The following is a 23,000-nucleotide window of genomic DNA, read 5'->3' as shown; positions in this document are numbered from 1 at the left end:
CGGCAAGGCGGGCAAGACGGCTCTCAGGCCGCCGCCAGCCAGCGACGGACAAGGTGCACCCAGTAGCTGGCGCCGAGGGTCAGCAGCTCGTCGTTGAAGTCGTAGTGCGGGTTGTGCAGCGTGCAGCCGCCGGTGCCCGGTCCGTTGCCCAGCCAGACGTAGCAGCCGGGCTTCTCGTTGAGCATGTAGGCAAAGTCCTCGGCCCCCATCGACGGCAGAATGTCGGTCAGCACCTTGTCGGCACCGAACACCTCGGCCGCCACCTGCTGGCAGAATCTTGCCTCGGCGGCGCTGTTGACCGTCGGCGGATAGCGGTGGTCGAAAACGACGCCGATCTGCGCCCCGTTGGCCGCCGCCACGCCACTGCATAAACGTTCGATAGCCCGTTCCACCGTTTCCTGGATTTCCGGCTTGAAGCTGCGGATCGTGCCGCGCAGCACCACCTCTTCCGGAATGATGTTCCACGCCTCGCCGCCATGGAATTGCGTGACGCTGACCACGGCCGATTCGCAGGGGTGCAGCGTCCGGCTGGTCACCGTCTGCAGGGCCTGCACCAGTTGCGCGCCGGCGACAATGGAATCGACACCCTGGTGCGGCATGGCGGCATGGCAGCCATGGCCGCGCACGGTGATTTCGAAGGCGCAGGTGCCGGCCATCACCGGCCCCGGCATCGCCATCATCTCACCGACAGGAATACCCGGCCAGTTGTGCAGGCCGAACACCGCCTCGACCGGAAAGCGCTCGAACAGGCCATCCTCGATCATCACCGCCGCCCCGCCCTCCGACTCCTCGGCTGGCTGGAAGATGAACACGGCGATGCCGTCGAAATCAGGGGCACCGGCCAGGTAGCGAGCCGCGCCGAGCAGCATGGCGGTGTGCCCGTCGTGGCCGCAGGCGTGCATCTTTCCCTGGTGCTTCGAGTGATGCGGGAACTCGTTCAGTTCGGCCAGCGGCAGGGCGTCCATGTCGGCACGCAGGCCGATCATGCGGGTCGACGTACCGGCGCGCAGCACGCCGACGACACCGGTTCTGGCGATGCCACGATGCACCTCCAGCCCGCAGCGTTCCAGCTCGCGGGCGACGATGTCGGCCGTCCGGTGCTCGTCGAAAGCCAGCTCGGGATGGGCGTGGATATCGCGGCGCAGGGCCGTCAGTTCGGACAGGAAGGGCAGTTTGAGCAGCGGTAGGGTCGGGGGCATGATCGTCTCCTGCTTTTATCGTTGAACCGGCAAAGTCGGCCGCATGCCACGGATGGCTTGTTCGCCATCGGAATTCCTCGCATGTCGGGCCGGACAACCGGATTGCCGACCCAATATTATGCCGTGGGTTGCTGCCGCGCGCCGCCTTGATTATGCTCCCGTCCATGGAACTCATTCTCATTAGCGGCTTGTCCGGTTCGGGCAAGTCGGTCGCCCTGAACCTGCTGGAAGACTCGGGCTACTACTGCGTCGACAACTTGCCGGTGGTGATGCTGACCGTGCTCACCCGCATGCTGCAGGAAGACGGCGTCCACAAGGTCGCCGTCGCCATTGATGCGCGGGCCGCCCACGGCATCGACCTGTTGCCGGAAAAGCTCGAGAAGCTGAAGGCCGGCGACCTCAATGTCACCTTCCTGTTCCTGCATTCGACCGAGGAAACGCTGCTCAAGCGCTATTCGGAATCGCGCCGCCGCCACCCGCTGGCCACCGCCGACCAAACGCTGATCGAAGCCATCCGCGCCGAGCGCGAGCTGCTCGAGCCGATTTCCGGCCTCGGCCATCGTATCGACACCAGCGGCATGAAGGCCAACGGCCTGCGCGAGTGGGTCCGCCAGTTCATCGAGGCGGCCCCCGGCCTGGGCCTGACCCTGATGTTCGAATCCTTCGGCTTCAAGCACGGCATACCGCTCGACGCCGACTTCGTCTTCGACGTGCGCTGCCTGCCCAACCCGCACTACGACCCCGACCTGCGGCCGCTCACCGGGCGCGACCGGCCGGTCATCGATTTTCTCGAAGGCCAGGCCGAAGTCGTGCTGATGCGCGAGGACATCCACCGCTTCGTCGCCACCTGGCTGCCCAGCTTCATCCGCGACAACCGCAATTACCTGACGGTGGCCATCGGCTGTACAGGCGGCCAGCACCGCTCGGTCTACATCGCCGAATGGCTGGCCCGCGAATTCGCCGACCGCGTCCGCGTGCTGGTCCGCCATCGCACGCTGGCCGGCAACTAAATCCGGAAATGAAGTCCTGGCTGGCCCTGATCCGGCCCGGCGACTGGCTGGTCGTTCTCGGCAGCGCCGCGCTGGTCGGCGCCAGCATCCCGGTTTTCTGGCAAGGCGGCCTTGCCGACCGGGCCATCATCCGTCAGGAAGGACGCATTTTTGCCGAAGTCGATCTCAAGGCCAGCAAGCAGTTCGCCGTCAGCGGGCCGCTCGGCACCACGCTGATCGCCGTCGAGCCGGGACGCGCCCGCGTCGTTGCGGACCCCGGCCCCCGCCAGTATTGCGTCAGGCAGGGCTGGCTGATGCGCCCCGGCGAAATCGCCATCTGCGCCCCCAACCGGGTCAGCGTGCAAATCGCCGGACGAACCCGGGTTTATGACTCGATCAGTTACTGACAGCGGGGCCGCTCCCGCCGACTCGCTGCCGGCAGGCCCGGCGGTGACGCAGCTCGCGGTCACCGCGGAAGACCGCCGCGTCGCCTGGCTGGCCACTGCCGCCGTCGGCCTGTCGCTGGTCGATGCGGCCATTCCCTCGCCGCTGCCCGGCGTCAAGCCAGGCTTGGCCAATATCGTCACTCTGGTGGTGCTCGCCCGCTACGGGTGGGCCACGGCGGTCTGGGTCAGCGCCCTGCGCGTCCTGGCCGGCAGCCTGCTGCTCGGCTATTTCCTTGCCCCCGGCTTCTTTCTGTCGCTGACCGGGACCACGCTCAGCCTGCTCACCCTCGGCGTGGCCCGCCATCTGCCGCCCCGCTGGTTCGGCCCGGTCAGCCTGTCCATCCTCGCCGCCTTCGCCCACATCGGCGGCCAGTTGCTGCTCGCCCGGGCCTGGCTGATTCCGCACGATGGCGTCTTCCTGCTCACGCCGGTATTTGCCGGCGCAGCGCTCGTCTTCGGCACCATGAACGGCCTGATCGCGGCTAAACTGCTGGCTGAAACTCCTCCTTCGGATTCTGCCGATGCCTAAGACCATCTGCCTCGCGCTGACCGGCGCCTCCGGCATGCCCTACGGGCTGCGCCTGCTCGACTGCCTGCTCGCCGCCGGCTGCAAGGTACAGCTCCTGTACTCGCAGGCCGCCCAGGTCGTCGCCAAGCAGGAAATGGATGTCGATCTGCCGTCGCGCCCGGCCGATGCCAGGGCCGCCCTGCTCGCCCGCTTTCCTTCCGCCGATCCGGAAAACCTGGCGGTGTATGGGCGCGAGGAATGGTTCGCGCCGGTCGCCTCCGGCTCCAATCCGCCCGATGCCATGATCGTCTGCCCCTGCTCGATGGGCACGCTGGCCGCCGTTGCCCAGGGCCTGGCCGACAACCTGATCGAGCGCGCCGCCGACGTCGTGCTGAAAGAAGGCCGCAAGCTGATACTGGTGCCGCGCGAAACGCCGTTCTCGGCCATTCATCTCGACAACATGCTGCGCCTCTCCCGCGCCGGCGCCGTCATCCTGCCGCCCAGCCCCGGTTTCTACCAGCATCCGCAAAGCGTGCAGGACATTGTCGATTTCGTCGTCGCCCGCGTGCTCGACCAGGTCGCCGTGCCGCATACCCTGATGCAGCGCTGGGGCGAGGCGCGCTGACATGGGCTGGTTCGATTTTGTCCGCTCGCCCGGCGGCACCTCGGTCGAAACCCTGCGCATCCCGCTGTTCCCGCTCAATACCGTGCTCTTCCCCGGCGGCCTGCAGCCGCTCAAGATTTTCGAGCAACGCTATCTCGACATGGCCGCCGCCTGCATGAAGGCCAACACGCCGTTCGGCATCTGCCTGATCGACAAGGGCGGCGAAGTCGGCGCGGCCGCCGTCCCTCACGCCGTCGGCACCTTGGCCACCGTCGGCCGATGGGAAATGGAGCAGCTCGGCATCCTGCTGATCGACGCGCTCGGCGGCCGGCGCTTTCGCATCATCGAAACCAGCATCGGGGCCAACAATCTGCTCGAAGGCACGGTCGAACTGCTCGCGGAATCTCCGCCGACCCCGCTGCCGCAGGAGCGCGAACGCCTGCTGCCGCTGCTCCAGCGCATCGTCAGCGACCTCGGGACGGAACGCATTCCGGAACCGCACCGATTCGACAACGCCGAATGGGTCGGCTACCGGATCACCGAAGTGCTGCCCATCCAAAACCTCGCCAAGCAGAAACTTCTCGAACTCGACGACCCGCTGACGCGGCTGGAAATCCTCGAAAAATACCTGAATCAGCGCAAGCTGCTCGGCTGACAGGCGAGCAGGCAGGCGCGTCAGAACTTGTTCGAGCGCAGCACCGATACATCGCTCAGGTAGCAGACCATCGCATAGGCCGCAAAGTAGGTGCCCTGCAGATGCGCCGCAATGGCGTCGGCCACGGCCGCTTCGCACAGGATGTCGATGCGCACGTTGCCGCTCATCGGCCAGCCGCCATCCCGCTCGCCGTGCTGGCCGCCGCCGCGTGCTTCACTGGCGGTGTAACCGTGGGCGCCGAGACGTTTGGCATCGGCCACCACACGGGCCTCGATGGACGATTCGCAGACGACGGTCAGCAGGGTTCGCCGGGTATAGCTCGCAGCCATCACACCACTCCTTCAAGCCGGCTCGCCAGCCAGTAATAGGTCGGAATCCCGATCACCAGGTTGAACGGGAAGGTAATGCCCAGCGCCGCGCCGATGGACAGGGCCGGGTTGGCCTCGGGCACGGCGATGCGCATGGCCGCCGGTGCCGCGATGTAGGAGGCGCTGGCGTACAGCGTGGCAAGCAGTGCGGCACCGCCGACACTCAGGCCAAGCAGGCTGGCGGTGAGGGCGCCGAGGGCGCCGGCGAACAGCGGCATGGCGACGGCAAAGCCGAGCAGGAAGGCGCCGGCCCGCTTGAGGTCGCCGATCCGGCCGGCCGCAACCAGCCCCATTTCGAGCAGGAAGATCGCCAGCAATCCCTTGAACAGGTCGAAAAACACGTTGTCGAGCGGCTTCAGGCCGTCGCTTCCGGCCATCCAGCCGATGAGCAGCCCTCCCACCAACAACACGATGCTCTTGCCGGCGAATACCTCGTGCAGGACTTTGCCCATGTTCGAATCGCCCTGGCCGCGCTTGGCCAGCCAGACGCCGATCATCAGCGCCGGGAATTCGAGCAGGACGAGGAAGACCACCATGTACCCCTCGTATTCCTGGCCCATATTGGCCAGATAGGCGGCACCGACGGCAAAGGTGACGACGCTGACCGAGCCGTAATGCGCCGCGACCGACGCGGCATCGGCGCGCGACAGCCTGCCTAGGCGCTGCAGGACGGGAAAGGCGATCAGGGGCAGCAGGGCACCGATACCCACGACCACCAGCGCCGGCAGCAGCAGTTCGGACAGCGACTGGCGGGCCAGCTCGACGCCGCCCTTGAGGCCGATGGCAAGCAGCAGGAAGATGCTCAGGGATTCGTAGAGCACCGCCGGTATCTTGAGATCGGAACGCGCCAGCCCGGCGAGCACGCCGAGCAGGAAAAAGAGGATCACGGGTTCAAAAGGCATCGCACTCACCGGAAATCGAAACGGCGCGAACTATCCCATCGCAAACCCATTAAATCCAATTAAACTTTATAGCCATAGCCATTTATAAAAACTTATATGTCGCGCCGACATCTGACCTTTCGCCAGCTGGAAACTTTCGCCACGGTCGCCCGCTTCGGCAGCTTCTCGCGTGCAGCGGAAGCCCTGCACCTGACGCAACCGGCCGTATCCATCCAGATCCGGCAAATCGCCGATCTCGTCGGCCTGCCGCTGTTCGAACAAACCGGGCGCGACATCCAGCTCACCGCCGCCGGCCAGGAACTGCTGCAGACGGCCCGCGAACTGGACGACAGCTGGAGCCGCTTCGAATCAGCCATCGACGCGCTGAAAGGCCTCCGCAAAGGCCGCCTGCGCGTCGCCCTCGTCACCACCGCCAAGTATTTTCTGCCGCGCATGCTGGGCGCATTCTGCCAACGCTATCCGGACATCGACATCGAACTCGAGGTCGCCAACCGCGCCCGCATCGTCGAGCGCCTGCGCGCCAACGAGGACGATCTCTACATCATGTCCTTCCCACCCGAAGAGCTCGACGTCGTCGCCACGCCCTTCCTCGACAATCCTCTCGTCGTCGTCGCCCCCGCCGGCTACCCCTTGCCCGCCGGCGCGCTGACACTGGCCGATCTGACGCCCTACCCCTTCCTGATGCGCGAAGCCGGCTCCGGCACGCGGCGGGCCGTTGACCGCCACCTCGCCCAGAACGGGCATACCCTGAACATCAAGCTATCGCTCGGCAGCAACGAAGCCATCCGCGACCTGGTCGTCAGCGGCATGGGCCTCGCCATCCTCTCCCGCCACGTGGTCGGCGAGAATCCGCAAGCGGAAGGGCTGCGCATCCTCGATGTCGCCGGCTTCCCGCTGCAGCAACCATGGTCCATCGTGCACCTCAGACGCAAGGTGCTTTCCCTCCCGGCCAGGGCCTTCATCGACGAACTGCTGGAACACGCGGCGCTTTCCTGAGAAGGCAGGCGAAAAAAAGGCGGGCAAGCTTGCCCGCCCTCCTGAAAAACCGTGCCTCAGTTGATGCGACGCGCCGATTTCATCAACTCGGCGGGCACATCGGCAACCGAAACAATGGTCAGCGCGTTGTCTACCTTGGAGGTTTTGGCACCGACGGCAACCAGCGCCTCCTCCACCTTGTCGCTCGACAGCGAATACATTGCGCCGGTGTTCGGATCGACGATCAGCATGCCGATGATCAGGCCGCCAAAAATGATGTTGCCAAAGTACCAACCATTGACCTGGCCGGTGACGACTACTTCCTTCGACTCATACCCCTCCTTGTCGAATTTGATCGTATAAATCTCCGGCTTGAAGTATCCGGCACCGCGATTCAACGTAACGGTCATCGGTGCCACCCCGGAGTGAATCTTTTCGCCGGCACGATTGATGACGACAACATTTGCCCCTTCCGGCGTGCTCTTGATGGTCAGCGGCTGCGTGGTGCTGCCGATGATCGTTGCACAACCACTGAGCGAAGTGGCAATCGCGATGGCGATCAGCGCTTTTTTCATACATCTACCCCTTTATTGTTTATTTGACATAGAAATACAGCAATTGCGATTTTGTCATTCATCAGCACAGCTGTCTCTACAACTTAGGTCATAGTCATTTATCAAAATTCCAGCCAGAAGGTCTGATACAGGGAAAAATGGCAACACTTGTTCGCCCCAACGATCTCCACAAGACGGCTAGGGAAAATACCGACGTGTTCGACGCCGATGCGGCGAAGCGAATCGCCGCTCAGTCCGGCTTGAGTTCGACCGTTGCGTTGACCGTCAGGGGCACGCCCTGGCGCGGTGGGATAGCGCCGAAGGCGCCAATGCATAACCTTCAGGGATCATGTATTCCCATCGACCGGGGTGCCCGCCCAGACGTGAAGAGCAATTTCCCCACCTGCATGGCGGATTAGGAAGGGGAAGGGGCGTCCCCAATCCCATCATCCGTTGCTCGGCACTCATCGCGGCCTTATCCACGAAGGCCCGCGTGCTGGCTTACGTTGCCGGCATCTGGATCGCCTTCAGCTCGGTGAACTCTTCGATGCCGTACACTCCCATCTCCCGGCCGTTTCCGGACTGCCGATAGCCGCCGAACGGCGCCCGGATATTGAACGCGGCCCCATTGATATCGACCTGTCCGGCGCGCATCCTGCCGGCAACGCCGGCGGCCCGCACCGGATCCTGTGACCAGACCGCGCCGGCCAGGCCGTAGATCGTGCCATTCGCGATGGCCAGCGCCGCATTGTCGTCGCCATCCGGATAGGTGAGTATCGACAGCACGGGGCCGAATACCTCCTCCTGATCGAGCACGCTGCCCGGGGTGACCCGCCCGAATACGGTCGGCAGGCAGAAATAGCCGCTCGCCGGAAGCGCCTCCCCCGTCACGCCGCCCAGCAGCAACTCGGCCCCCGCGGCGATGCCCCGTTGAATAAACGAATGTACCCGCTCCCGCTGTTGCCGCGAGACCAGCGGCCCCATCCGCGTCGCATCATCATTCGGGTCGCCGAGCGTGAAGCGCGCCGCAGCCTCGACCGCCAGACGGGCGGCCTCTTCATAGCGCCCCTGCGGCACCACCAGGCGGGTCAGCGCCGTGCAGGTCTGGCCGGAATTGAGGAAGCAGGAACTGACGGTTGCCCGCACCGCCGCCGGCAGGTCGGCATCGTCGAGCACGACGGAGGCCGATTTGCCGCCGAGTTCGAGGGCGACACGCTTGATCGACTCGCTGGCCGCCTTGCCGATGGCACGACCAGCCGTCGTCGAGCCCGTAAAGGAAACCATGTCGACATCCGGATGCGAGGCCAGCCGCTGGCCGACCGACACGCCGTAGCCCGTCACCAGATTGAAGACCCCGGGCGGCAAACCCGCCTCGTCGAACACCTCGGCGAGCAGGAAGGCGTTCAAGGGAGCGACCTCGGAAGGCTTCAAGACCACCGTGCATCCGGCCGCAATCGCCGGCACCACCTTGGCGACGATCTGGTGCAGCGGGTAGTTCCACGGCGTAATGCAGGCGACGACCCCGATCGGCTCGCGCAGCACCCGCGAATGGCCGATCTGCCTTTCCGCCAGGGCCGTTGGCAGGAGATCGGCGAAAATGCCGAACTGCTGCATCGGCAAACCGACCTGGATGCGCCGGGTGAGCTTGGCCGGCATGCCCACTTCCGCCACCAGAGTGGCGGCGAAGGCATCGCTCTTTGCGGCGAAAATTTCGTGGCAGCGTTTCAGCAGCGCAACCCGCTCGTCGAGCGAGCTTGCCGACCACGCCGGGAAGGCGCGTCGCGCCGCCTCGACCGCGCTGTCTGCATCGGCCTCGTCGGCATCCGGGACATACCCCACCGGCTGCTCGGTATACGGGTTGATGACTTCGATTCGCCGGGGCGATGCGGGGCTTACCCAGCGGCCGTCGATATATAGCTGATCGTGCTTGTGCATGTTGTCTCCATTGGTCCGGTTCGATCACCAAGCACTATACGAATGCCTCGGCATCGGTCAATGCAAGACGCGAATCGGCCCTTGGCGGAAAGGACCAAGGACATGCCCGGCGCAGCCGCAATCGCACGCAACAAAAAAGCCAACCGCTGTTGGTTGGCTTTTTGGAAACAGCTGGAGCGGGCGATGGGAATCGAACCCACGGCACAAGCTTGGGAAGCTTGGGTATTACCATTATACGACGCCCGCTCTGGGCAAGAGGCTGCATTCTAAGCGCAGAAGGCCGGCGGTTCAATCACTCCTGACCGGCGACGAGGCGGCCGTAGCGGCCGGCATGGAAAAGCAGCGGCGCTAGATTCGGGGTTTCGGCGAAGCGTTCGACACGGCCGATAAAAATGGTGTGGTCGCCCCCGGCATGGGCAACTTCGTTGGCCACCTCAAAGGTGGCGCAGCAGCCGGGAAAGACCGGAGCGCCGCCAAGACCGGCTTGCCAGGGCAGGCCGGCAAAGCGGTCGGCCGGCCAGGTGGCGAAGCGGTTGGAGAGGTTTTCCTGATCGGCCGACAGGATGCTGATGGCGTGATGGCTGGCTTTCTGGAAGGCGGCCAGGCTGTGCGAATTGTTGTCGAGGCACCAGAGGACGAGCGCCGGGTCGAGCGAGACCGCCGAGAAGGAATTGATGGTCAGGCCGATGGGATGGCCGTCCGGGTCGATGGCCGTGACGACGGCAACGCCGGTGGCGAAACGACCAAGGGCATTGCGCAGGGCGCGGCTATCGGATTGGGCTTGGGTCATCGGGTGGAACGGGGGGGCCGGGGGAAAAAGGCCGTATTATCCGTGCTCCCGTAGCCTGAGTCGAGGCAGAATTTGACCGCCACCCATCGCTTTACCGAACAGTTGATCGCCTGGCAGAAGGTGTCCGGACGCCACGACCTGCCCTGGCAAAATACCCGCGATGCTTACCGGATCTGGCTTTCCGAGATCATGCTGCAGCAGACGCAGGTCAGTACGGTCATCCCCTATTACCTGCGTTTTCTGGAACGTTTTCCGACCGTCGAGGCGCTGGCGGCGGCTCCGATCGAAGTAGTGATCGAGCATTGGGCGGGCCTCGGTTATTACGCTCGCGCACGCAACCTGCATCGGTGCGCGCAGCAGGTTGCGACGCGCTTCGGCGGCAAGTTTCCGGCCAACGCCGACGAACTGGCGGAACTGCCGGGCATCGGCCGGTCGACAGCAGCTGCCGTTGCGGCTTTTGCCTTCGGGCAGCGGGCGGCGATTCTCGACGGCAACGTCAAGCGGGTGTTGTGCCGTCAATTCGGCATCGCGGGATTTCCGGGTCAGGCGGCGATCCACCGGCAGTTGTGGGCGCTGGCGGAAAGCCTGCTGCCGGCGGGCGACATCGAGCGCTACACGCAGGGCTTGATGGATCTCGGCGCGACCCTGTGCACCCGCAGCCGGCCACGCTGCGGAGAATGCCCCGTGGCGGCGGATTGCGTGGCCCGGCGCGAAGGCCGGCAGGGCGAACTGCCGGCGAGCAAGCCGCGGGCAGCGATTCCGGAACGGAGCGCCACCTTCGTGCTGCTGACCGACGGCGACCGGCTGCTGCTCGAACGCCGCCCGCCGAGCGGCCTGTGGGGCGGTCTGCTGGTGCCGCCGGAGGGCGACCCGGCCGGCGTGGCGGCCCGCTTCGGCCTGACACTCGGAGAACAGCAGGCCCTGCCGCCCTTCAAGCACACCTTCACGCACTTTCGCCTGACGCTGGAGCCGGTGTTGTGCACTGTTGCCGGCACTGCCGGCCTGGGCGAGCCGGGACTGGAGTGGGTGGATCTCGCCCGGGCCGCCGATGCCGGGGTACCGGCGCCGATCCGTCAGCTCATCAGGCAGGTTGCCAGCGCAAGGCGCTGATGCCCCAGCGCTCGTAGCTTTCGGCGCGAACGATCTGGCCGTAGTGGTTACCGACCTTGCGCGAGAGGTCGACCTGGGCCGGCGTCGTGAGGTATTGCTGGCGGCCGGTGTGGTAGATGACCAGCACGACGGGCGTCAGCATGTTGTCCGGGTTCAGTTGCTCGACGACGGCGAGATGGCCGCTTTCGAGCAGAACCAGCGTACCGACGGGGAAGATGCCCACGGTCTTGACGAAGGCGGCGACCAGCGTAGGGTCGTATTGCTTGCCGCCCTCTTCGTAGAGCTGGCGCAGCGCAAGCGACGGCGACATCGCGGCGCGGTAGGGCCGGGCCGAGGTCATCGCGTCGTAGGTATCGACGATGGCGGCCATGCGCCCGGCGAGCGAGATTTCGTCGCCGGCCATGCGGTAGGGGTAGCCGCAGCCGTTGTAGCGCTCGTGATGTTCGAGCACCACGGCAACCGAGGTTTCCGGGAGGCGCGAGGTGGCTTCCAGCACGGCGAGGCCTTCTTCGACATGCCCCTGGACGATGGAGAACTCGGCCTGCGACAGTACGCCGGGCTTGGTGATCAGCCGGGCATCGATGGCGGCGTGGCCAACATCCTTGACCATGGTGCCGAGGGCGAGCTTTTCGATCTCCGGTTCGGGCAGGCCCTGCTGACGGCCGAACGCGATGATCAGGGCGGCGGTGGCGACGGCATGCTCGGAGGCATAGGCGTCTTCGCTCTTCAAGCGGGACAGGGGCGCCAGGGCATCGGGATTGCGCGTCACCGATTCAAGCATTTTCGACACGACCGGCTCGAGTTGCGCGGCATCGACGCTGAGGCCGGCCTTGGCGGACAGCATCAGGCCGCTCACCGTGTTGCTCGCCTCGCGCAGCAGCTTGGTCGCCCGCCGGCGTTCCTCGCCCAGCGAGACGGTATGCGGTATTTCGGCCTTGATCTCGGCCAGCGAGCGGATGCGTTTTTCGACGGCGTTGATGCGGGCAATCGGCGACGGCGGCAGGTCGATGCCCTTGGCGGTATCGATACTGACCTCGACGATCCCTTCGTCCTTGAGCTTCCAGATGTGATCGTCGTCGCGCACCTTGAAGCGCCTGATCCAGATCGAATGATCGAGCCAGCGCTTGTGCAGATCCACGACATACATGCCGGGGAGCAGCTGGTCGATGGGAATCTTGCGGATCATGGCCGGGGGCGGGCTACTTTTTAGCCCTCTCCTGCTCGCGCTGCTCGGCCTGGCGCATCTTTTCGGCGACTTTGCGTTCGTGCGCCTCGCGCTTCTGGCGAAGTTTCTCGGCCTCGGCGGCCTTGCGCTGCTCGCCCTCCGCGGCCTTGCGGGCCTTGTCGGCCTGGGTCGCCTCGATCTTCGCGGCGGTCGCCTGGCGGGCAGCCTCGGTTTCGTCCTCGCGTGCCTGCAGGTCGGCGGCACGCTGCGGTGCCTCCTCGGCACGCTGCCGGTCGCGCTCGGCGATCTGCTCTTTTTTCACCGCGCGCTCGATGGCCTTGCCTTCGCTTTCCAGGCGGTGCGCTTCGTGCGTCGACTTCTGGTATTCCTTGCGCGCCTCGTCGCGGCAGGCGTTGACCAAAAATTTCTTGCTGCAGGCTGCCGTGCGCTCGTCCATCAACTGCTGCGCCGCATCGGCCTTGGCCCTGCTTTCGGCAATCAGGGCCGATGCCTTGTCCAGACGGGCATCCCAGTCGGCCTGCCGGGCGGCATCGCCGCCGGTATCTGCCAGCGCCGCCCACGGCAGGAAGAGCGCGGCGATCAGGCCGGCAACCACTGATGGGGATCGATTTTCCATTTTTCGAAACTCTCGCAACTGGCGATCCGGTCCTGCACCTTGCCCAGATCGACAATTTCCGGGGGCAGGTAGTGCTGCTTCCCGGCGTGATAGAAGACGCGAACCACCGGCTCGAGCAGCTTCCCTTCGTTTTGCTCGATGACGACCCCCAGGCGGTTGCTTTCCAGCCTGACCAGCGCGCCGGTTGGATAGATGCCGATGGCGCGGATGAAGGTTTGCACCAGTTGCGGATCGAAGTGGTGCTTGCTCCACTCGAGCAGCTTCTTCAGCGCCTGGGTCGGCGGCATGCCGCGGTTGTAGACCTTGTCGGAGGTCATCGCGTCGTAAACATCGGCGATGGCCGCCATCTGGCCATACAGCGAAATATCCCTGCCCTGCAGCCGGTTCGGGTAGCCGCTGCCATCGATGCGCTCGTGATGCTCGGCAATGACCTGGCGGGCAATCTTGCCGACGCCCGGCACGCCGTCGATCAGGCGCAGGCTTTCATTGACGTGCGATTTCATTTTGGCGAACTCGTCGTCGGTCAGCTTGGACGGCTTGTTGAGGATGGATTCCGGCACATTGGCTTTGCCGATGTCGTGCAGCAGGCCGCCGAGCGCCAGCTCCTGAATGACCTCCTTGGGCTGTTTCATGGCCCGGCCGAAAGCGATGAGCAACGCAGCGACGCCGACCGAATGCTCGAAATTGTAGTCATCGAGGTTTTTCAGACGAGCCAGCGGCAGCAGGGCGTCCTGATGGCGGAAGAGCGATTCCACCATGCTGTCGACCAGGGGCTCGACCCGCTCCATGCGGATCGGCTGCCCGAGACGCACGTCGTCCAGCACCAGGCGGGCCAGTTTGTTGGCCTCGCCGTGCAGGCGGCGGGCGCGCGCCGCTTCGTCCCGGAGTTCGACGACGACCGGCTTGTCGGCCTGTTTCTGGGCAATCTCCTGCAGCCGCCGCTCGAGTTCGGCATTGACCTCGGTCTGCGTCCGGGCGGTGAACACATCGGCGCCCTTGACGGTGTCGATGTACAGCTCGCGAATGCCGAGATTGACGATCTTGTCGCAGGTCGCCTGGTCCCGCACGAAGAATGTGTTGGACATGAAGGGATGATCGAGCCAGCCACAATTCAGGTCGTGGATGTACATGCCCGGCAAGAGCTGTTCGGTGCGAATCTGCTTGATCATGCAGGAGATTCTAGCAGGCTGGCGTAATGCATTGCGCAAACGCAGTAAAAATCGAAGAACCGCTTGCAAGCTATGGAATTTTCGTGAGTTTTCCGGTTTTCGAATCAGCGTCTGGCAGATGCTTTCCAGCCGTCCCGAAGGCACCCGCAGCAGCCTCCGGCTCCCACGGCTTATAATCGCCCCCCTCATGATCGCCCTACGCCAAGTCACCTTCGCCCGCGCCGGCCGCCCGCTGGTTGTCGACGCCTCCGTCCAGATCCACCCCGGCTGGAAAGTCGGCGTCGTCGGCGCCAACGGCTGCGGCAAGTCCAGCCTGTTCGCGCTGCTCGCCAACGAACTGCACGCCGAAGCCGGCGATGTCGATATCCCGGCCAGCTGGCACATCGCCCGCGTCGCCCAGGAAACCCCGGCCCTGCCGGATGCCGCCATCGACTTCGTGCTCGACGGCGATACCGAGCTGCGCCACATCGAACGCGAGCTGGTCGAAGCGGAAGCCAAGGGCGACGGCGAGGCCATCGGCCACCTGCATGCCCGCTACGGCGAGATCGGCGGCTATTCGGCCAAGGCCCGCGTCGCCGAGGTGCTGCACGGCCTGGGCTTTTCCGATACCGATTTCCAGCGTCCGGTGGCCGACTTCTCCGGCGGCTGGCGGGTCCGCCTCAACCTGGCGCGCGCCCTGTCCTGCCGCGCCGACCTGCTGCTGCTCGACGAGCCGACCAACCACCTCGACCTCGACGCCGTGTTCTGGCTGGAGAGCTGGCTGAAGAACACGCCGGCCACCCTGCTGCTTATCTCGCACGACCGCGACTTCCTCGACGCCGTGGTCGGCCAGATCATCGCCATTGACCTGCAGCGCCTGAACCTGACCACCGGCGGCTATTCCGACTATGAGCGCGCCCGCGCCGCCCGCCTGGCCACCCAGCAGGCGAGCTACGAGGCGCAACAGCGCGAAATCGCCCACCTGACGCGCTTTGTCGAGCGCTTCAAGGCCAAGGCCACCAAGGCGCGCCAGGCACAAAGCCGGGTCAAGATGCTGGAGCGCATGGAAATCGTCGCCGCCGCCCACGTCGACTCCCCCTTCCATTTCAGCTTCCGCCAACCTGCCGCCCTGCCCGACCCGCTGCTGGTTGTCGAAAACGCCTCGGCCGGCTATGGCGAACGGAAAATTCTCGACCGCATCGGCATGGTGCTGCGCCCCGGCTGCCGTATTGGCTTGCTCGGCCGCAATGGCGCCGGCAAGTCGACGCTGATCAAGCTGCTGGCCGGTGCCGCGTATTTGCAAAATTCGCAGCAAGGCGGCGAGCGCAAGGAAGCCAAGGCACTGAACATCGGTTACTTCGCGCAGCACCAGCTCGAACAGCTGCGCCCGGACGAATCCCCGCTGCAGCACATGAACCGCCTCGAACCGCTGACACCGGAACAGGAATTGCGCGACTACCTCGGCGGCTTCGATTTCCGTGGCGATATGGCAACGCGCGCCATCGAGCCCTTCTCCGGCGGCGAAAAGACGCGGCTGGCGCTGGCCCTGCTCATTCGCACCAAGCCCAACCTGCTGCTGCTCGACGAGCCGACCAACCACCTCGACCTCGAAATGCGCGAGGCACTGACCTTCGCCATGCAGGATTTCGAGGGCGGCATGGTCTTCGTGTCGCACGACCGCCACCTGCTGCGCACCTGCGCCGATGAGCTGCTGCTCGTCGCCGATGGCAAGGTCACTGAATTCGATGGCGACCTCGACGACTACGCCGCCTGGCTGGCCGCCCAGCGCAGCGCCGAAAAGGCGCCGGAACCCGATGTCGCCGCCGAGAAGGCGGAACGTCTCAACCAGCGCGCCGAAGCCAAGGCCAACCGGCAGGCGGTGCTTGCCCAGCGCCGACCGCTGCTCAAGGAAATCGAGCAACTGGAGCGCAAGCTGGCCAAGTGGAACGAGGAAAAGGCGGCGCTCGACGCGCAATTCGCCGATCCCGACTTCTACACCTCAGTCGACCGGGCGAAGAGCGAGGAAATGCACAAGCAGGCCGGCCTGCTCGGCGAGCAGATCGAGGAAGCTGAACTGCGCTGGCTGGAAGTGCACGAGGCGCTGGAGCAACTGCCCCAGCCCGACTGACGCCGGCCCGCCTGCCGTTTCAGCAGGCAACCGCCCCCAGCAGTTCCGAGGTCGCCCTGCCGCGGCCGGCCGAGCGGCCCAGTCGGTTGACGGCGTGCCCTTCGCCGGAAGCCAGGTACTGGCGCATGCGACAAACGTCCGGAATCTGGATCTGCCGTCCCTCGACGGCGATCATTCCGCTGTCGCTCAACTGCCGCAACAAGCGGGAAAAGTGCTCCTGGGTCAGGCTCAGGCGCGAGGCAATGACCGATTTCGCCATGTTCAGCTCGACTACGGCCGGGCCCTGGGCCACGCCATCCAGATCGCGCATCAGGTATTCGACGACACGCTCGCTGCCGGTGAGAAGCGAGGCGGCTTCGACATCCAGGAGCAGGTGGTGGAATTTTTCGGCGATGCATTTCATCAGTCGCTGCACGAAATGCCGGCTGTTCTCGAGGCAGTCGATCAGGGCCAGCCGAGGCAGAAAGATCAGTGTCGAATCGACCAACGCATCGGCATGAAACGGGTAATCCTGCCCGAGGGACAGACATTCCTCGCCAACGCCCTGCCGATTGGTCGCGATGGCGATGATTTTTTCGGCGCCGTGCGGAGAATAGAAGGCAAGCTTGATCTGCCCCGAAAGCACAATATGAACCCCCGCGCAGGGTTGCCCCTGCTCGAAGAGCGGCATGCCACGCTCAAGATGCACGACACGAGCCGCATCAACGAGTCGCGCAAGATCTTCCGCACCGAGTCCTGCATACGGCTCGATGCCAGCCAGGAAAGACTTCAAGTCGATCGCTTGGGTAATCAGCACAGATAGCTCCTTTACCGCGCCAGTCAACAAGGGGCTATTTGGTCAGATGCCCGCCGTCAGCTTTTGATCCATGTCAAAATCATCCGAACGATGACACCAAAATACTCCCAAAGAACTACTCAAATCTATGCCAAATTGATGGCATCCACGCTGGCAGACGGCCTCCTCCCGGTCGCATCGGCAGACCAGCGGCAATCGCAGCATTCCGCTTTTTCGGCGAAAAACCCTGCACATTCGGGTAAAATTTCCGTTTTTCCGTATCTGTCGCCTGGAGCCAACCGTGCAAATCGTCTGTCTTGACCTCGAAGGGGTCCTCGTCCCTGAAATCTGGATCGAATTCTCCAAGCGCACGGGTATTCCCGAACTGATGCGCACCACCCGCGATGAGCCGGACTACGACAAGCTGATGACCTATCGGTTGAACATCCTGCGCGAGCACAAGCTCGGCCTGCCGGACATCCAGAAGGTGATCGGCGAAATGGGTCCGATGCAGGGTGCCCGCGCCTTCCTCGACAAGCTGCGCGAGGATTACCAGGTCGTCATCCTGTCCGACACCTTTTACGAATTCGCCCACCCGCTGATGCGACAGCTGGGCTGGCCGACGCTGTTCTGCCATTCGCTGGAAGCCGACGCCGCCGGCATGCTGGTCAATTACCACCTGCGCATGCCGGACCAGAAGCGCGAAGCGGTCAAGCGCTTCAAGGAACTGAAGTTCACCATCGTCGCCGCCGGCGATTCGTACAACGACACGGCCATGCTCGGCGAAGCCCACGGCGGCATCCTCTTCCACCCGCCGGAAAACGTCATCCGCGAATTCCCGCAGTTCCCGGTCGTGTTCAATTACGACGACCTGCGCACGGAAATCGACAAAGCGTTTGCGAAAGTTGCCTAATTACCCGGGGTCGGGTTGCCTAGAAAAAACCAGCTCTAACTCCTGACAGCTCGATCCCAATAGCCAAAAAACCATGCATCGCGACCGTTTCTACACCCTGACCGCTTCCTGCCCCGACCAGGTGGGCATCATCGCCCGCGTTTCCGGCTTCATTGCCCAGAATGGCGGCTGGATACTCGAGTCGAGCTTCCACGCCGATGCGCTGACCGGTCGCTATTTCATGCGTATCGAGATCAAGGCCGATTCGCTGCCCTTCCTGCTCGCCGAATTCCGCGAGCGTTTCCGCAGCGAAGTCGCCGAGCCGCTGTCGATGACCTGGACGATCAACGACAGCGCGATCAAGAAACGGGTCGTCGTGCTGGTCTCCCGGCAGGAGCACTGTCTGTACGACCTGCTGGCCCGCTGGCAGGCCAAGGAACTGGACATCGAGATTCCCTGCGTCATCTCCAACCACGATACCTTCCGCGGCTTCGTCGAGTGGCATGGCATCCCGTTCATCCACGTACCGGTCACACCGGACAACAAACAGGCCGCCTACGCGGAAATCGCCCGCATCTTCGACGACGTGCGCGCCGACACCATGGTGCTGGCCCGCTACATGCAGATCCTGTCGCCCGAGCTGTGCGACGCGCTGGCCGGCCGCATCATCAACATCCACCACAGCTTCCTGCCCAGCTTCGCCGGTGCCAAGCCCTACCACCAGGCCTACACGCGCGGCGTCAAGCTGATCGGCGCCACCTGCCACTACGTGACGAGCGAACTCGATGCCGGCCCGATCATCGAACAGGACGTGATCCGTATCGATCACTCCGATTCGCCGGAAGACATGGTTCGTTACGGCAAGGATATCGAGAAGACCGTACTGGCGCGGGGGCTGCGCTACCACCTTGAAGACCGTGTCCTGGTGCACGGCAACAAGACGGTGGTCTTCCGCTAGAAGTGCCAGGGCGGAGAGGTTCGACATGATTACCCTCGTACCTCCCCGTTTGCTGTTCGTCGACCTGCGCCAGGAGCGTAGCGGCCGGATTCCTCCGCTGTCCGGCATAGAGCCCGTCAATCCGCTTCTTGCCGGCGAGTGCCATACTCCGGCTGGCGTGCTGGCCGTCATGGTCGCCGTCGACGGCGAAGCCGCTTATGCCGATTGGCGAACCCGCCTGCATCCGCTCTGCCCCAGGGCTTTTCCGCACATCATCCTGCTCGATCCGTTCGACATGGACCTGGCGCGCAAGATCATGGCCGACGATGCCGCCGACTGCTGCGCCATCGACGATATCGAACGTCTGGAACTGATTGTCGCCCGTCTCGAGCGGCGCCAGAACCCGCGCTCCGAAGCCGGGCGCGAAGCCAGCGAAGCCGCGCTTTACCTGCGCATGCAGACGGCCGTCGACATGCTGCCCAGCCCCCTGTTCATCAAGGATCGCCATGGGCGCTACATCGCCTGCAACAAGGCATTCGAGGACTATATCGGGCTTCCCCGCGAGGCCATCGTCGGCGCGACGGTTTTCGACGTAGCCCCGGCCGAACTGGCCCAAATCTACGAAAAGGCCGACCAGGATCTGATGTCCGCGGGAGGCAAGCAAACCTACGAAGCCCAGGTGCGCTTTGCCGACGGCAGCTATCACGACGTGATTTTCTACAAGTCGGTTTTCTACGCGGCAAACGGCGAAGCGGACGGCATTTCCGGAACGATGCTCGATATCAGCGACCGCAAGCTGCTGGAGAAGCGACTGAAGATTGCCGCGTCGACCGACTTCCTGACCGGCATCCACAACCTGCGCACCTTCTACGAGCTGGCCGGACAGGAATACCGGCGTTTCTGCCGCCAGGGCGGCGATCTGTCGCTGGTGGTCATCGACCTCGACGATTTCAAGCAGATCAATGACCTGCTCGGCCATGCCGCCGGCGATGAAGCCCTGCGTTCGTTTGTCGAAGCGGTGCAGGTCAACCTGCGCGAACAGGACATTTTCGCGCGGGCCGGCGGCGACGAATTCCGCCTGCTGCTGCCGGGAACTGACCTGGCCGGAGCCATTCTCGTCGCGGAACGCATCCGCACGACGGTCGCTCAGATCAAGGTCCAGGGCGCCGACGGCACACGCACCCTGTCGATCAGCGCCGGCGTATGCGCCTGCCAGCCGGGCGACGACAATCTCGACATCGTCACCCGGCGTGCCGATGCCGAGCTGTACACAGCCAAGGCAAACGGCCGCAATCGCGTCTGCCCGTCGCCTGCCACCACATAAAAAATGGGCACCCGAAGGTGCCCAAAGGGAGAGAGACGGTAATTTCGTTGCTTAGTGGTGGTAGGCGCTTTCGCCGTGCGAGGTGAGGTCCAGGCCTTCACGCTCTTCTTCTTCCGGCACACGCAGACCGATCACGATATCGACCAGCTTGTAGGCGACGATCGAGACCACGCCGGACCACACGACGACCGTACCCACGCCCCACAGCTGGCTGATGACCTGGGCAGTCATGTCGTAGGGAGCGACAGCGTTGGCGACGTAGTCGTACACCCCGGTACCACCGAGGGCCGGGTCGGCGAAGACACCGGTCAGGATGGCACCGAGAATGCCGCCGACGCCATGGACGCCGAACACGTCGAGCGAGTCATCGGCACCGAGCAGCTTCTTCAGGCCATTGACGCCCCACAGGCAGACCACACCGGCCAGCAGGCCGAGGACGATCGCCCCCATGATGCCGACGAAACCGGCAGCAGGCGTGATGGCAACCAGACCGGCGACTGCACCGGAAGCGGCACCCAGCATGGAGGGCTTGCCCTTGAGGATCCATTCGGCAAACATCCAGGATAGAGCGGCGGCGGAGGTGGCGACCCAGGTGTTGACCATGGCCAGCGCGGCAGCACCGGAGGCTTCGAGGGCGGAGCCGGCGTTGAAGCCGAACCAGCCGAACCACAGCAGCGAGGCACCGATCATGGTGAAGGTCAGCGAGTGCGGCGCCATGGCAACATTGCCCAGGCCGGTACGCTTGCCGACCATGTAGGCACCGACCAGACCGGCGATCGCAGCGTTGATGTGCACCACGGTACCGCCCGCGAAGTCGAGGGCACCCTTCTGGAACAGGAAGCCGGCGGTCTTGCCTGCCAATTCACCGGCAGCGGCATCGACATAGGCGTCCGGACCCGCCCAGTACCAGACCATGTGGGCCATCGGGATGTAGGACAGGGTGAACCAGATCACCATGAAGACCAGGATGGCGGCGAACTTGGCACGTTCGGCGAAGGCACCGACGATCAGGCCGCAGGTGATGGCGGCGAAGGCACCCTGGAAGACGACGTAGGCCAGTTCGGAGATATTGACGCCCTTGGAGAAGGTCGCGGCCACGGAATCGACGGTCACGCCCTTCAGGAACATCTTGTCGAGCACGCCGAAGAATTCGTTGCCCTCGGTGAAGGCGGCCGAGTAGCCATAGACCACCCAGAGAACCGAGATCAGCGAGAAGGTGACGAAAACCTGCATCAGCACCGACAGCATGTTCTTGGTACGGACCAGGCCGCCGTAGAACAGTGCCAGGCCGGGGATCGACATCAGGATGACCAGCGCGGCGCTGATCATGACCCAGGCGTTGTCGCCCTTGTTCGGCGGAACCGGGGCGGCAGCGGGAGCAGGGGCGGCGGCTTCGGCAGCAGCCGGCGCGGCAGCAGCCATGCCCGCCATACCGGCCGGAGCGGCTTCTGCGGCTGCGGCAACCGGTGCCGCTGCTTTTTCCTCAGCCCATGCCGGTGCGCCGAATGCAACGGCGCCGACCAGGGCCAGCAATGCGAATACGCGTTTCATGGTGGGGCTCCTTAGAGGGCGTCGGTACCGGTTTCGCCGGTACGGATACGAATGACCTGTTCAACGTCGAAGACGAAAATCTTGCCGTCGCCGATCTTGCCGGTGGAGGCCGACTTCTCGATGGCCTCGATGACCTGATCGAGCTGCTCGTCCTTGACGGCGGCTTCGATCTTCACCTTGGGCAGGAAATCGACGACATATTCGGCGCCCCGATACAGCTCGGTATGCCCTTTTTGCCGGCCGAAACCCTTCACTTCAGTGACCGTGATGCCCTGCACGCCGATGGCGGACAGTGCTTCACGCACTTCGTCAAGCTTGAACGGCTTGATGATGGCGGTAACGAATTTCATGATGAAAGTTCCCCAGTTAGGTTGAAATCTGTTTTCCCCCGCCGGCGCCGGCCGGTGCACTGGCGGGGGGTTTTAGGACTGCTTAGAAAGTCTTGGTCACGGACAGAACGGCAATACCGCGGCCTGCATCCTTGGCCTTCGAACCGGTGTTGCCCGACTCATTCAGGGAGTTGGTGAAGCAATAGAATTCCCCCTTGTTGCAGCTGCCCTTGGCGTTGGTGCCGACATAGGAAAGACCGACCACCCAGCCGCTCAGATCCTTGGTCACGCCGAACTTCCAGTCGGTGTAGCTGATGCTGTCGGAGCCGGTCAGGCTGGCGGAGGCGTACTTGTAGTCCTTGGCGAACAGGTGGCCGACGTGACCGTTGACCCCCCAGCCGCTACCCAGATCGTAGTTGCCGTTGAATTCGAGATAGCTGGTGCCCTTGGATTCCGGCAGGTCGAAGTAATCGCTGACCGCATAGGAGTACTTCAGGGTCAGGAATTTCCAGCTACCGGCAACGTACAGCTCGAGGTTGTCGACGGTGCCGCTGGCGTTGGCCGACGGATGCTTGGCATTGGTGCCGGACAGCGGACGGGCGCGGGAACCCGGGTAACGGTAGTAAAGGGCGCCGACGTCGACACCGAAATCTTCGGCGAAGGTCGTCTTCCAGCCGCCGTAGAAGTCCATTTCGACGTTGCCTTCCGGATAGCCGGCACCCGACGAAATGGTCGAGTTCCAGTTACCGATGTACAGGCCGGTCGCCGCATGCGAGTAATCGATGCCACCCTGGATGGCCGGCTTGCCGAAGGTCTGGTCGATGCCGCGGAAGCGGTAGCTGGAAGCGATGGTCATGTTGCCTGTCAGCGCCGGCGTTTCGGCAGCCGGAGCAGCGGCTTCCTCGGCAAAGACTGGAGCGGTGAAGGCGCCGACGAGGGCCAGGGCGATCAGGGACTGCTTCATGGTTTCTCTCCTACGGATTGGTTAATGCAAAGATGGAATTGTTCGAGACAGCAATAGCAGGACGCGTGCCAGGCAATATTTTTGATAGAAATCAAAAGGTTCAGCCCCATAACCC

General features: G+C 64.0%; 24 protein-coding genes and 1 tRNA gene. 11 read left to right on the top strand and 14 right to left on the bottom strand.

Translation table 11 applies throughout. From position 1 onward, the window contains the following. Window positions 1-23: 23 nt before the first annotated feature. Entirely contained in the window at window positions 24-1,199 is a 1,176-nt protein-coding gene (locus F1002_RS08295; protein ID WP_150428537.1) for a M20 aminoacylase family protein, read from the bottom strand. A gap of 164 nt (window positions 1,200-1,363) precedes the next feature. On the opposite strand from F1002_RS08295, the gene rapZ reads away from it, so the two are divergent. From rapZ to F1002_RS08270, 5 genes are read left to right on the top strand one after another with little or no spacing between them, the layout of a single operon-like run. Continuing rightward, a complete protein-coding gene (gene rapZ / locus F1002_RS08290; protein WP_150428536.1) occupies window positions 1,364-2,209 on the top strand; it encodes an RNase adapter RapZ in 846 nt (281 codons plus the stop codon). Between the two features lie 8 nt (window positions 2,210-2,217). Beyond that, complete coding sequence (locus tag F1002_RS08285; protein WP_150428535.1) at window positions 2,218-2,595, top strand: NusG domain II-containing protein; 378 nt, start codon at window positions 2,218-2,220, stop codon at window positions 2,593-2,595. Beyond that, the gene (locus F1002_RS08280) at window positions 2,576-3,163 is read left to right on the top strand and encodes a Gx transporter family protein (protein ID WP_191090342.1); all 588 of its coding nucleotides are present in this window, start codon (window positions 2,576-2,578) and stop codon (window positions 3,161-3,163) included. The genes F1002_RS08285 and F1002_RS08280 overlap by 20 nt, the downstream gene beginning before the upstream one ends. Beyond that, a complete protein-coding gene (locus tag F1002_RS08275; RefSeq protein ID WP_191090341.1) occupies window positions 3,156-3,767 on the top strand; it encodes a flavin prenyltransferase UbiX in 612 nt (203 codons plus the stop codon). Before F1002_RS08280 ends, F1002_RS08275 begins: the two co-directional genes overlap by 8 nt. 1 nt (window position 3,768) lies before the next feature. Beyond that, window positions 3,769-4,401 carry an LON peptidase substrate-binding domain-containing protein gene (locus F1002_RS08270; RefSeq protein ID WP_150428533.1) on the top strand — a complete coding sequence of 211 codons (633 nt, stop codon included), beginning with the start codon at window positions 3,769-3,771 and terminating at the stop codon, window positions 4,399-4,401. A 20-nt stretch (window positions 4,402-4,421) separates the two neighbouring features. On the opposite strand, the gene F1002_RS08265 is transcribed toward F1002_RS08270, so the two are convergent. Next, complete coding sequence (locus tag F1002_RS08265) at window positions 4,422-4,730, bottom strand: transcriptional regulator (RefSeq protein ID WP_150428532.1); 309 nt, start codon at window positions 4,728-4,730, stop codon at window positions 4,422-4,424. Then, a complete protein-coding gene (locus tag F1002_RS08260; protein ID WP_150428531.1) occupies window positions 4,730-5,671 on the bottom strand; it encodes a sodium-dependent bicarbonate transport family permease in 942 nt (313 codons plus the stop codon). Before F1002_RS08260 ends, F1002_RS08265 begins: the two co-directional genes overlap by 1 nt. A gap of 96 nt (window positions 5,672-5,767) precedes the next feature. Here F1002_RS08260 and F1002_RS08255 point away from each other — a divergent pair, with 96 nt between their 5' ends. Next, window positions 5,768-6,667 carry a LysR family transcriptional regulator gene (locus F1002_RS08255; RefSeq protein WP_150428530.1) on the top strand — a complete coding sequence of 300 codons (900 nt, stop codon included), beginning with the start codon at window positions 5,768-5,770 and terminating at the stop codon, window positions 6,665-6,667. A 56-nt stretch (window positions 6,668-6,723) separates the two neighbouring features. Here F1002_RS08255 and F1002_RS08250 read toward each other — a convergent pair whose 3' ends face one another. The 4 genes from F1002_RS08250 to F1002_RS08235 form a co-directional block, all read right to left on the bottom strand. Further along, window positions 6,724-7,221, bottom strand: coding sequence for a hypothetical protein (locus F1002_RS08250; RefSeq protein WP_150428529.1), 498 nt, complete (start codon window positions 7,219-7,221; stop codon window positions 6,724-6,726). 480 nt (window positions 7,222-7,701) lie between these two features. Continuing rightward, window positions 7,702-9,135 carry an aldehyde dehydrogenase family protein gene (locus F1002_RS08245; protein WP_150428528.1) on the bottom strand — a complete coding sequence of 478 codons (1,434 nt, stop codon included), beginning with the start codon at window positions 9,133-9,135 and terminating at the stop codon, window positions 7,702-7,704. Between the two features lie 172 nt (window positions 9,136-9,307). After that, window positions 9,308-9,381: transfer RNA gene (locus F1002_RS08240), tRNA-Gly, on the bottom strand. Between the two features lie 46 nt (window positions 9,382-9,427). After that, window positions 9,428-9,925, bottom strand: coding sequence for a flavin reductase family protein (locus tag F1002_RS08235; RefSeq protein WP_150428527.1), 498 nt, complete (start codon window positions 9,923-9,925; stop codon window positions 9,428-9,430). Window positions 9,926-9,997: 72 nt separating this feature from the next. Here F1002_RS08235 and mutY point away from each other — a divergent pair, with 72 nt between their 5' ends. Beyond that, window positions 9,998-11,035 (top strand): A/G-specific adenine glycosylase, encoded by a 1,038-nt coding sequence (gene mutY / locus F1002_RS08230; protein ID WP_150428526.1) that lies wholly within the window; start codon window positions 9,998-10,000, stop codon window positions 11,033-11,035. Here the strand turns inward: mutY and F1002_RS08225 are convergent. From F1002_RS08225 to F1002_RS08215, 3 genes are read right to left on the bottom strand one after another with little or no spacing between them, the layout of a single operon-like run. Next, window positions 11,007-12,221, bottom strand: coding sequence for an HD-GYP domain-containing protein (locus F1002_RS08225; protein ID WP_150428525.1), 1,215 nt, complete (start codon window positions 12,219-12,221; stop codon window positions 11,007-11,009). The genes mutY and F1002_RS08225 overlap by 29 nt on opposite strands. Before the next feature lie 13 nt (window positions 12,222-12,234). After that, on the bottom strand, window positions 12,235-12,837 hold the full coding sequence (locus tag F1002_RS08220) for a hypothetical protein (protein WP_150428524.1): 603 nt from the start codon (window positions 12,835-12,837) through the stop codon (window positions 12,235-12,237). Continuing rightward, complete coding sequence (locus F1002_RS08215; protein WP_150428523.1) at window positions 12,801-14,006, bottom strand: HD-GYP domain-containing protein; 1,206 nt, start codon at window positions 14,004-14,006, stop codon at window positions 12,801-12,803. Before F1002_RS08215 ends, F1002_RS08220 begins: the two co-directional genes overlap by 37 nt. A gap of 187 nt (window positions 14,007-14,193) precedes the next feature. Here F1002_RS08215 and F1002_RS08210 point away from each other — a divergent pair, with 187 nt between their 5' ends. After that, a complete protein-coding gene (locus F1002_RS08210; protein ID WP_150428522.1) occupies window positions 14,194-16,113 on the top strand; it encodes an ATP-binding cassette domain-containing protein in 1,920 nt (639 codons plus the stop codon). A gap of 19 nt (window positions 16,114-16,132) precedes the next feature. Here the strand turns inward: F1002_RS08210 and F1002_RS08205 are convergent, their stop codons facing one another. Further along, window positions 16,133-16,909, bottom strand: coding sequence for a Crp/Fnr family transcriptional regulator (locus F1002_RS08205; protein ID WP_150428521.1), 777 nt, complete (start codon window positions 16,907-16,909; stop codon window positions 16,133-16,135). Window positions 16,910-17,189: 280 nt separating this feature from the next. On the opposite strand from F1002_RS08205, the gene thrH reads away from it, so the two are divergent. The 3 genes from thrH to F1002_RS08190 all read left to right on the top strand — a co-directional run bounded on the left by thrH (window position 17,190) and on the right by F1002_RS08190 (window position 20,041). Further along, on the top strand, window positions 17,190-17,801 hold the full coding sequence (gene thrH / locus F1002_RS08200; protein WP_150428520.1) for a bifunctional phosphoserine phosphatase/homoserine phosphotransferase ThrH: 612 nt from the start codon (window positions 17,190-17,192) through the stop codon (window positions 17,799-17,801). A gap of 73 nt (window positions 17,802-17,874) precedes the next feature. Beyond that, window positions 17,875-18,738 carry a formyltetrahydrofolate deformylase gene (gene purU, locus F1002_RS08195; RefSeq protein WP_150428519.1) on the top strand — a complete coding sequence of 288 codons (864 nt, stop codon included), beginning with the start codon at window positions 17,875-17,877 and terminating at the stop codon, window positions 18,736-18,738. Between the two features lie 25 nt (window positions 18,739-18,763). Then, window positions 18,764-20,041 (top strand): GGDEF domain-containing protein, encoded by a 1,278-nt coding sequence (locus F1002_RS08190; protein WP_150428518.1) that lies wholly within the window; start codon window positions 18,764-18,766, stop codon window positions 20,039-20,041. A gap of 51 nt (window positions 20,042-20,092) precedes the next feature. Here F1002_RS08190 and F1002_RS08185 read toward each other — a convergent pair whose 3' ends face one another. The 3 genes from F1002_RS08185 to F1002_RS08175 form a co-directional block, all read right to left on the bottom strand. Continuing rightward, window positions 20,093-21,592, bottom strand: a complete 1,500-nt coding sequence (locus tag F1002_RS08185; protein ID WP_150428517.1) for an ammonium transporter — start codon at window positions 21,590-21,592, stop codon at window positions 20,093-20,095. Window positions 21,593-21,603: 11 nt separating this feature from the next. After that, window positions 21,604-21,942 carry a P-II family nitrogen regulator gene (glnK, locus tag F1002_RS08180; RefSeq protein WP_027456934.1) on the bottom strand — a complete coding sequence of 113 codons (339 nt, stop codon included), beginning with the start codon at window positions 21,940-21,942 and terminating at the stop codon, window positions 21,604-21,606. An 82-nt stretch (window positions 21,943-22,024) separates the two neighbouring features. Next, a complete protein-coding gene (locus tag F1002_RS08175; protein ID WP_150428516.1) occupies window positions 22,025-22,885 on the bottom strand; it encodes a TorF family putative porin in 861 nt (286 codons plus the stop codon). Between the last annotated feature and the right edge of the window lie 115 nt (window positions 22,886-23,000).

This window comes from Dechloromonas sp. CZR5 (assembly GCF_008711155.1).
In the GTDB taxonomy this organism is placed as follows: Bacteria; Pseudomonadota; Gammaproteobacteria; order Burkholderiales; family Rhodocyclaceae; genus Azonexus.
The sequence above is the reverse complement of the archived record's forward strand: the minus strand, read 5'-3'. Positions and strand labels throughout refer to the sequence as shown.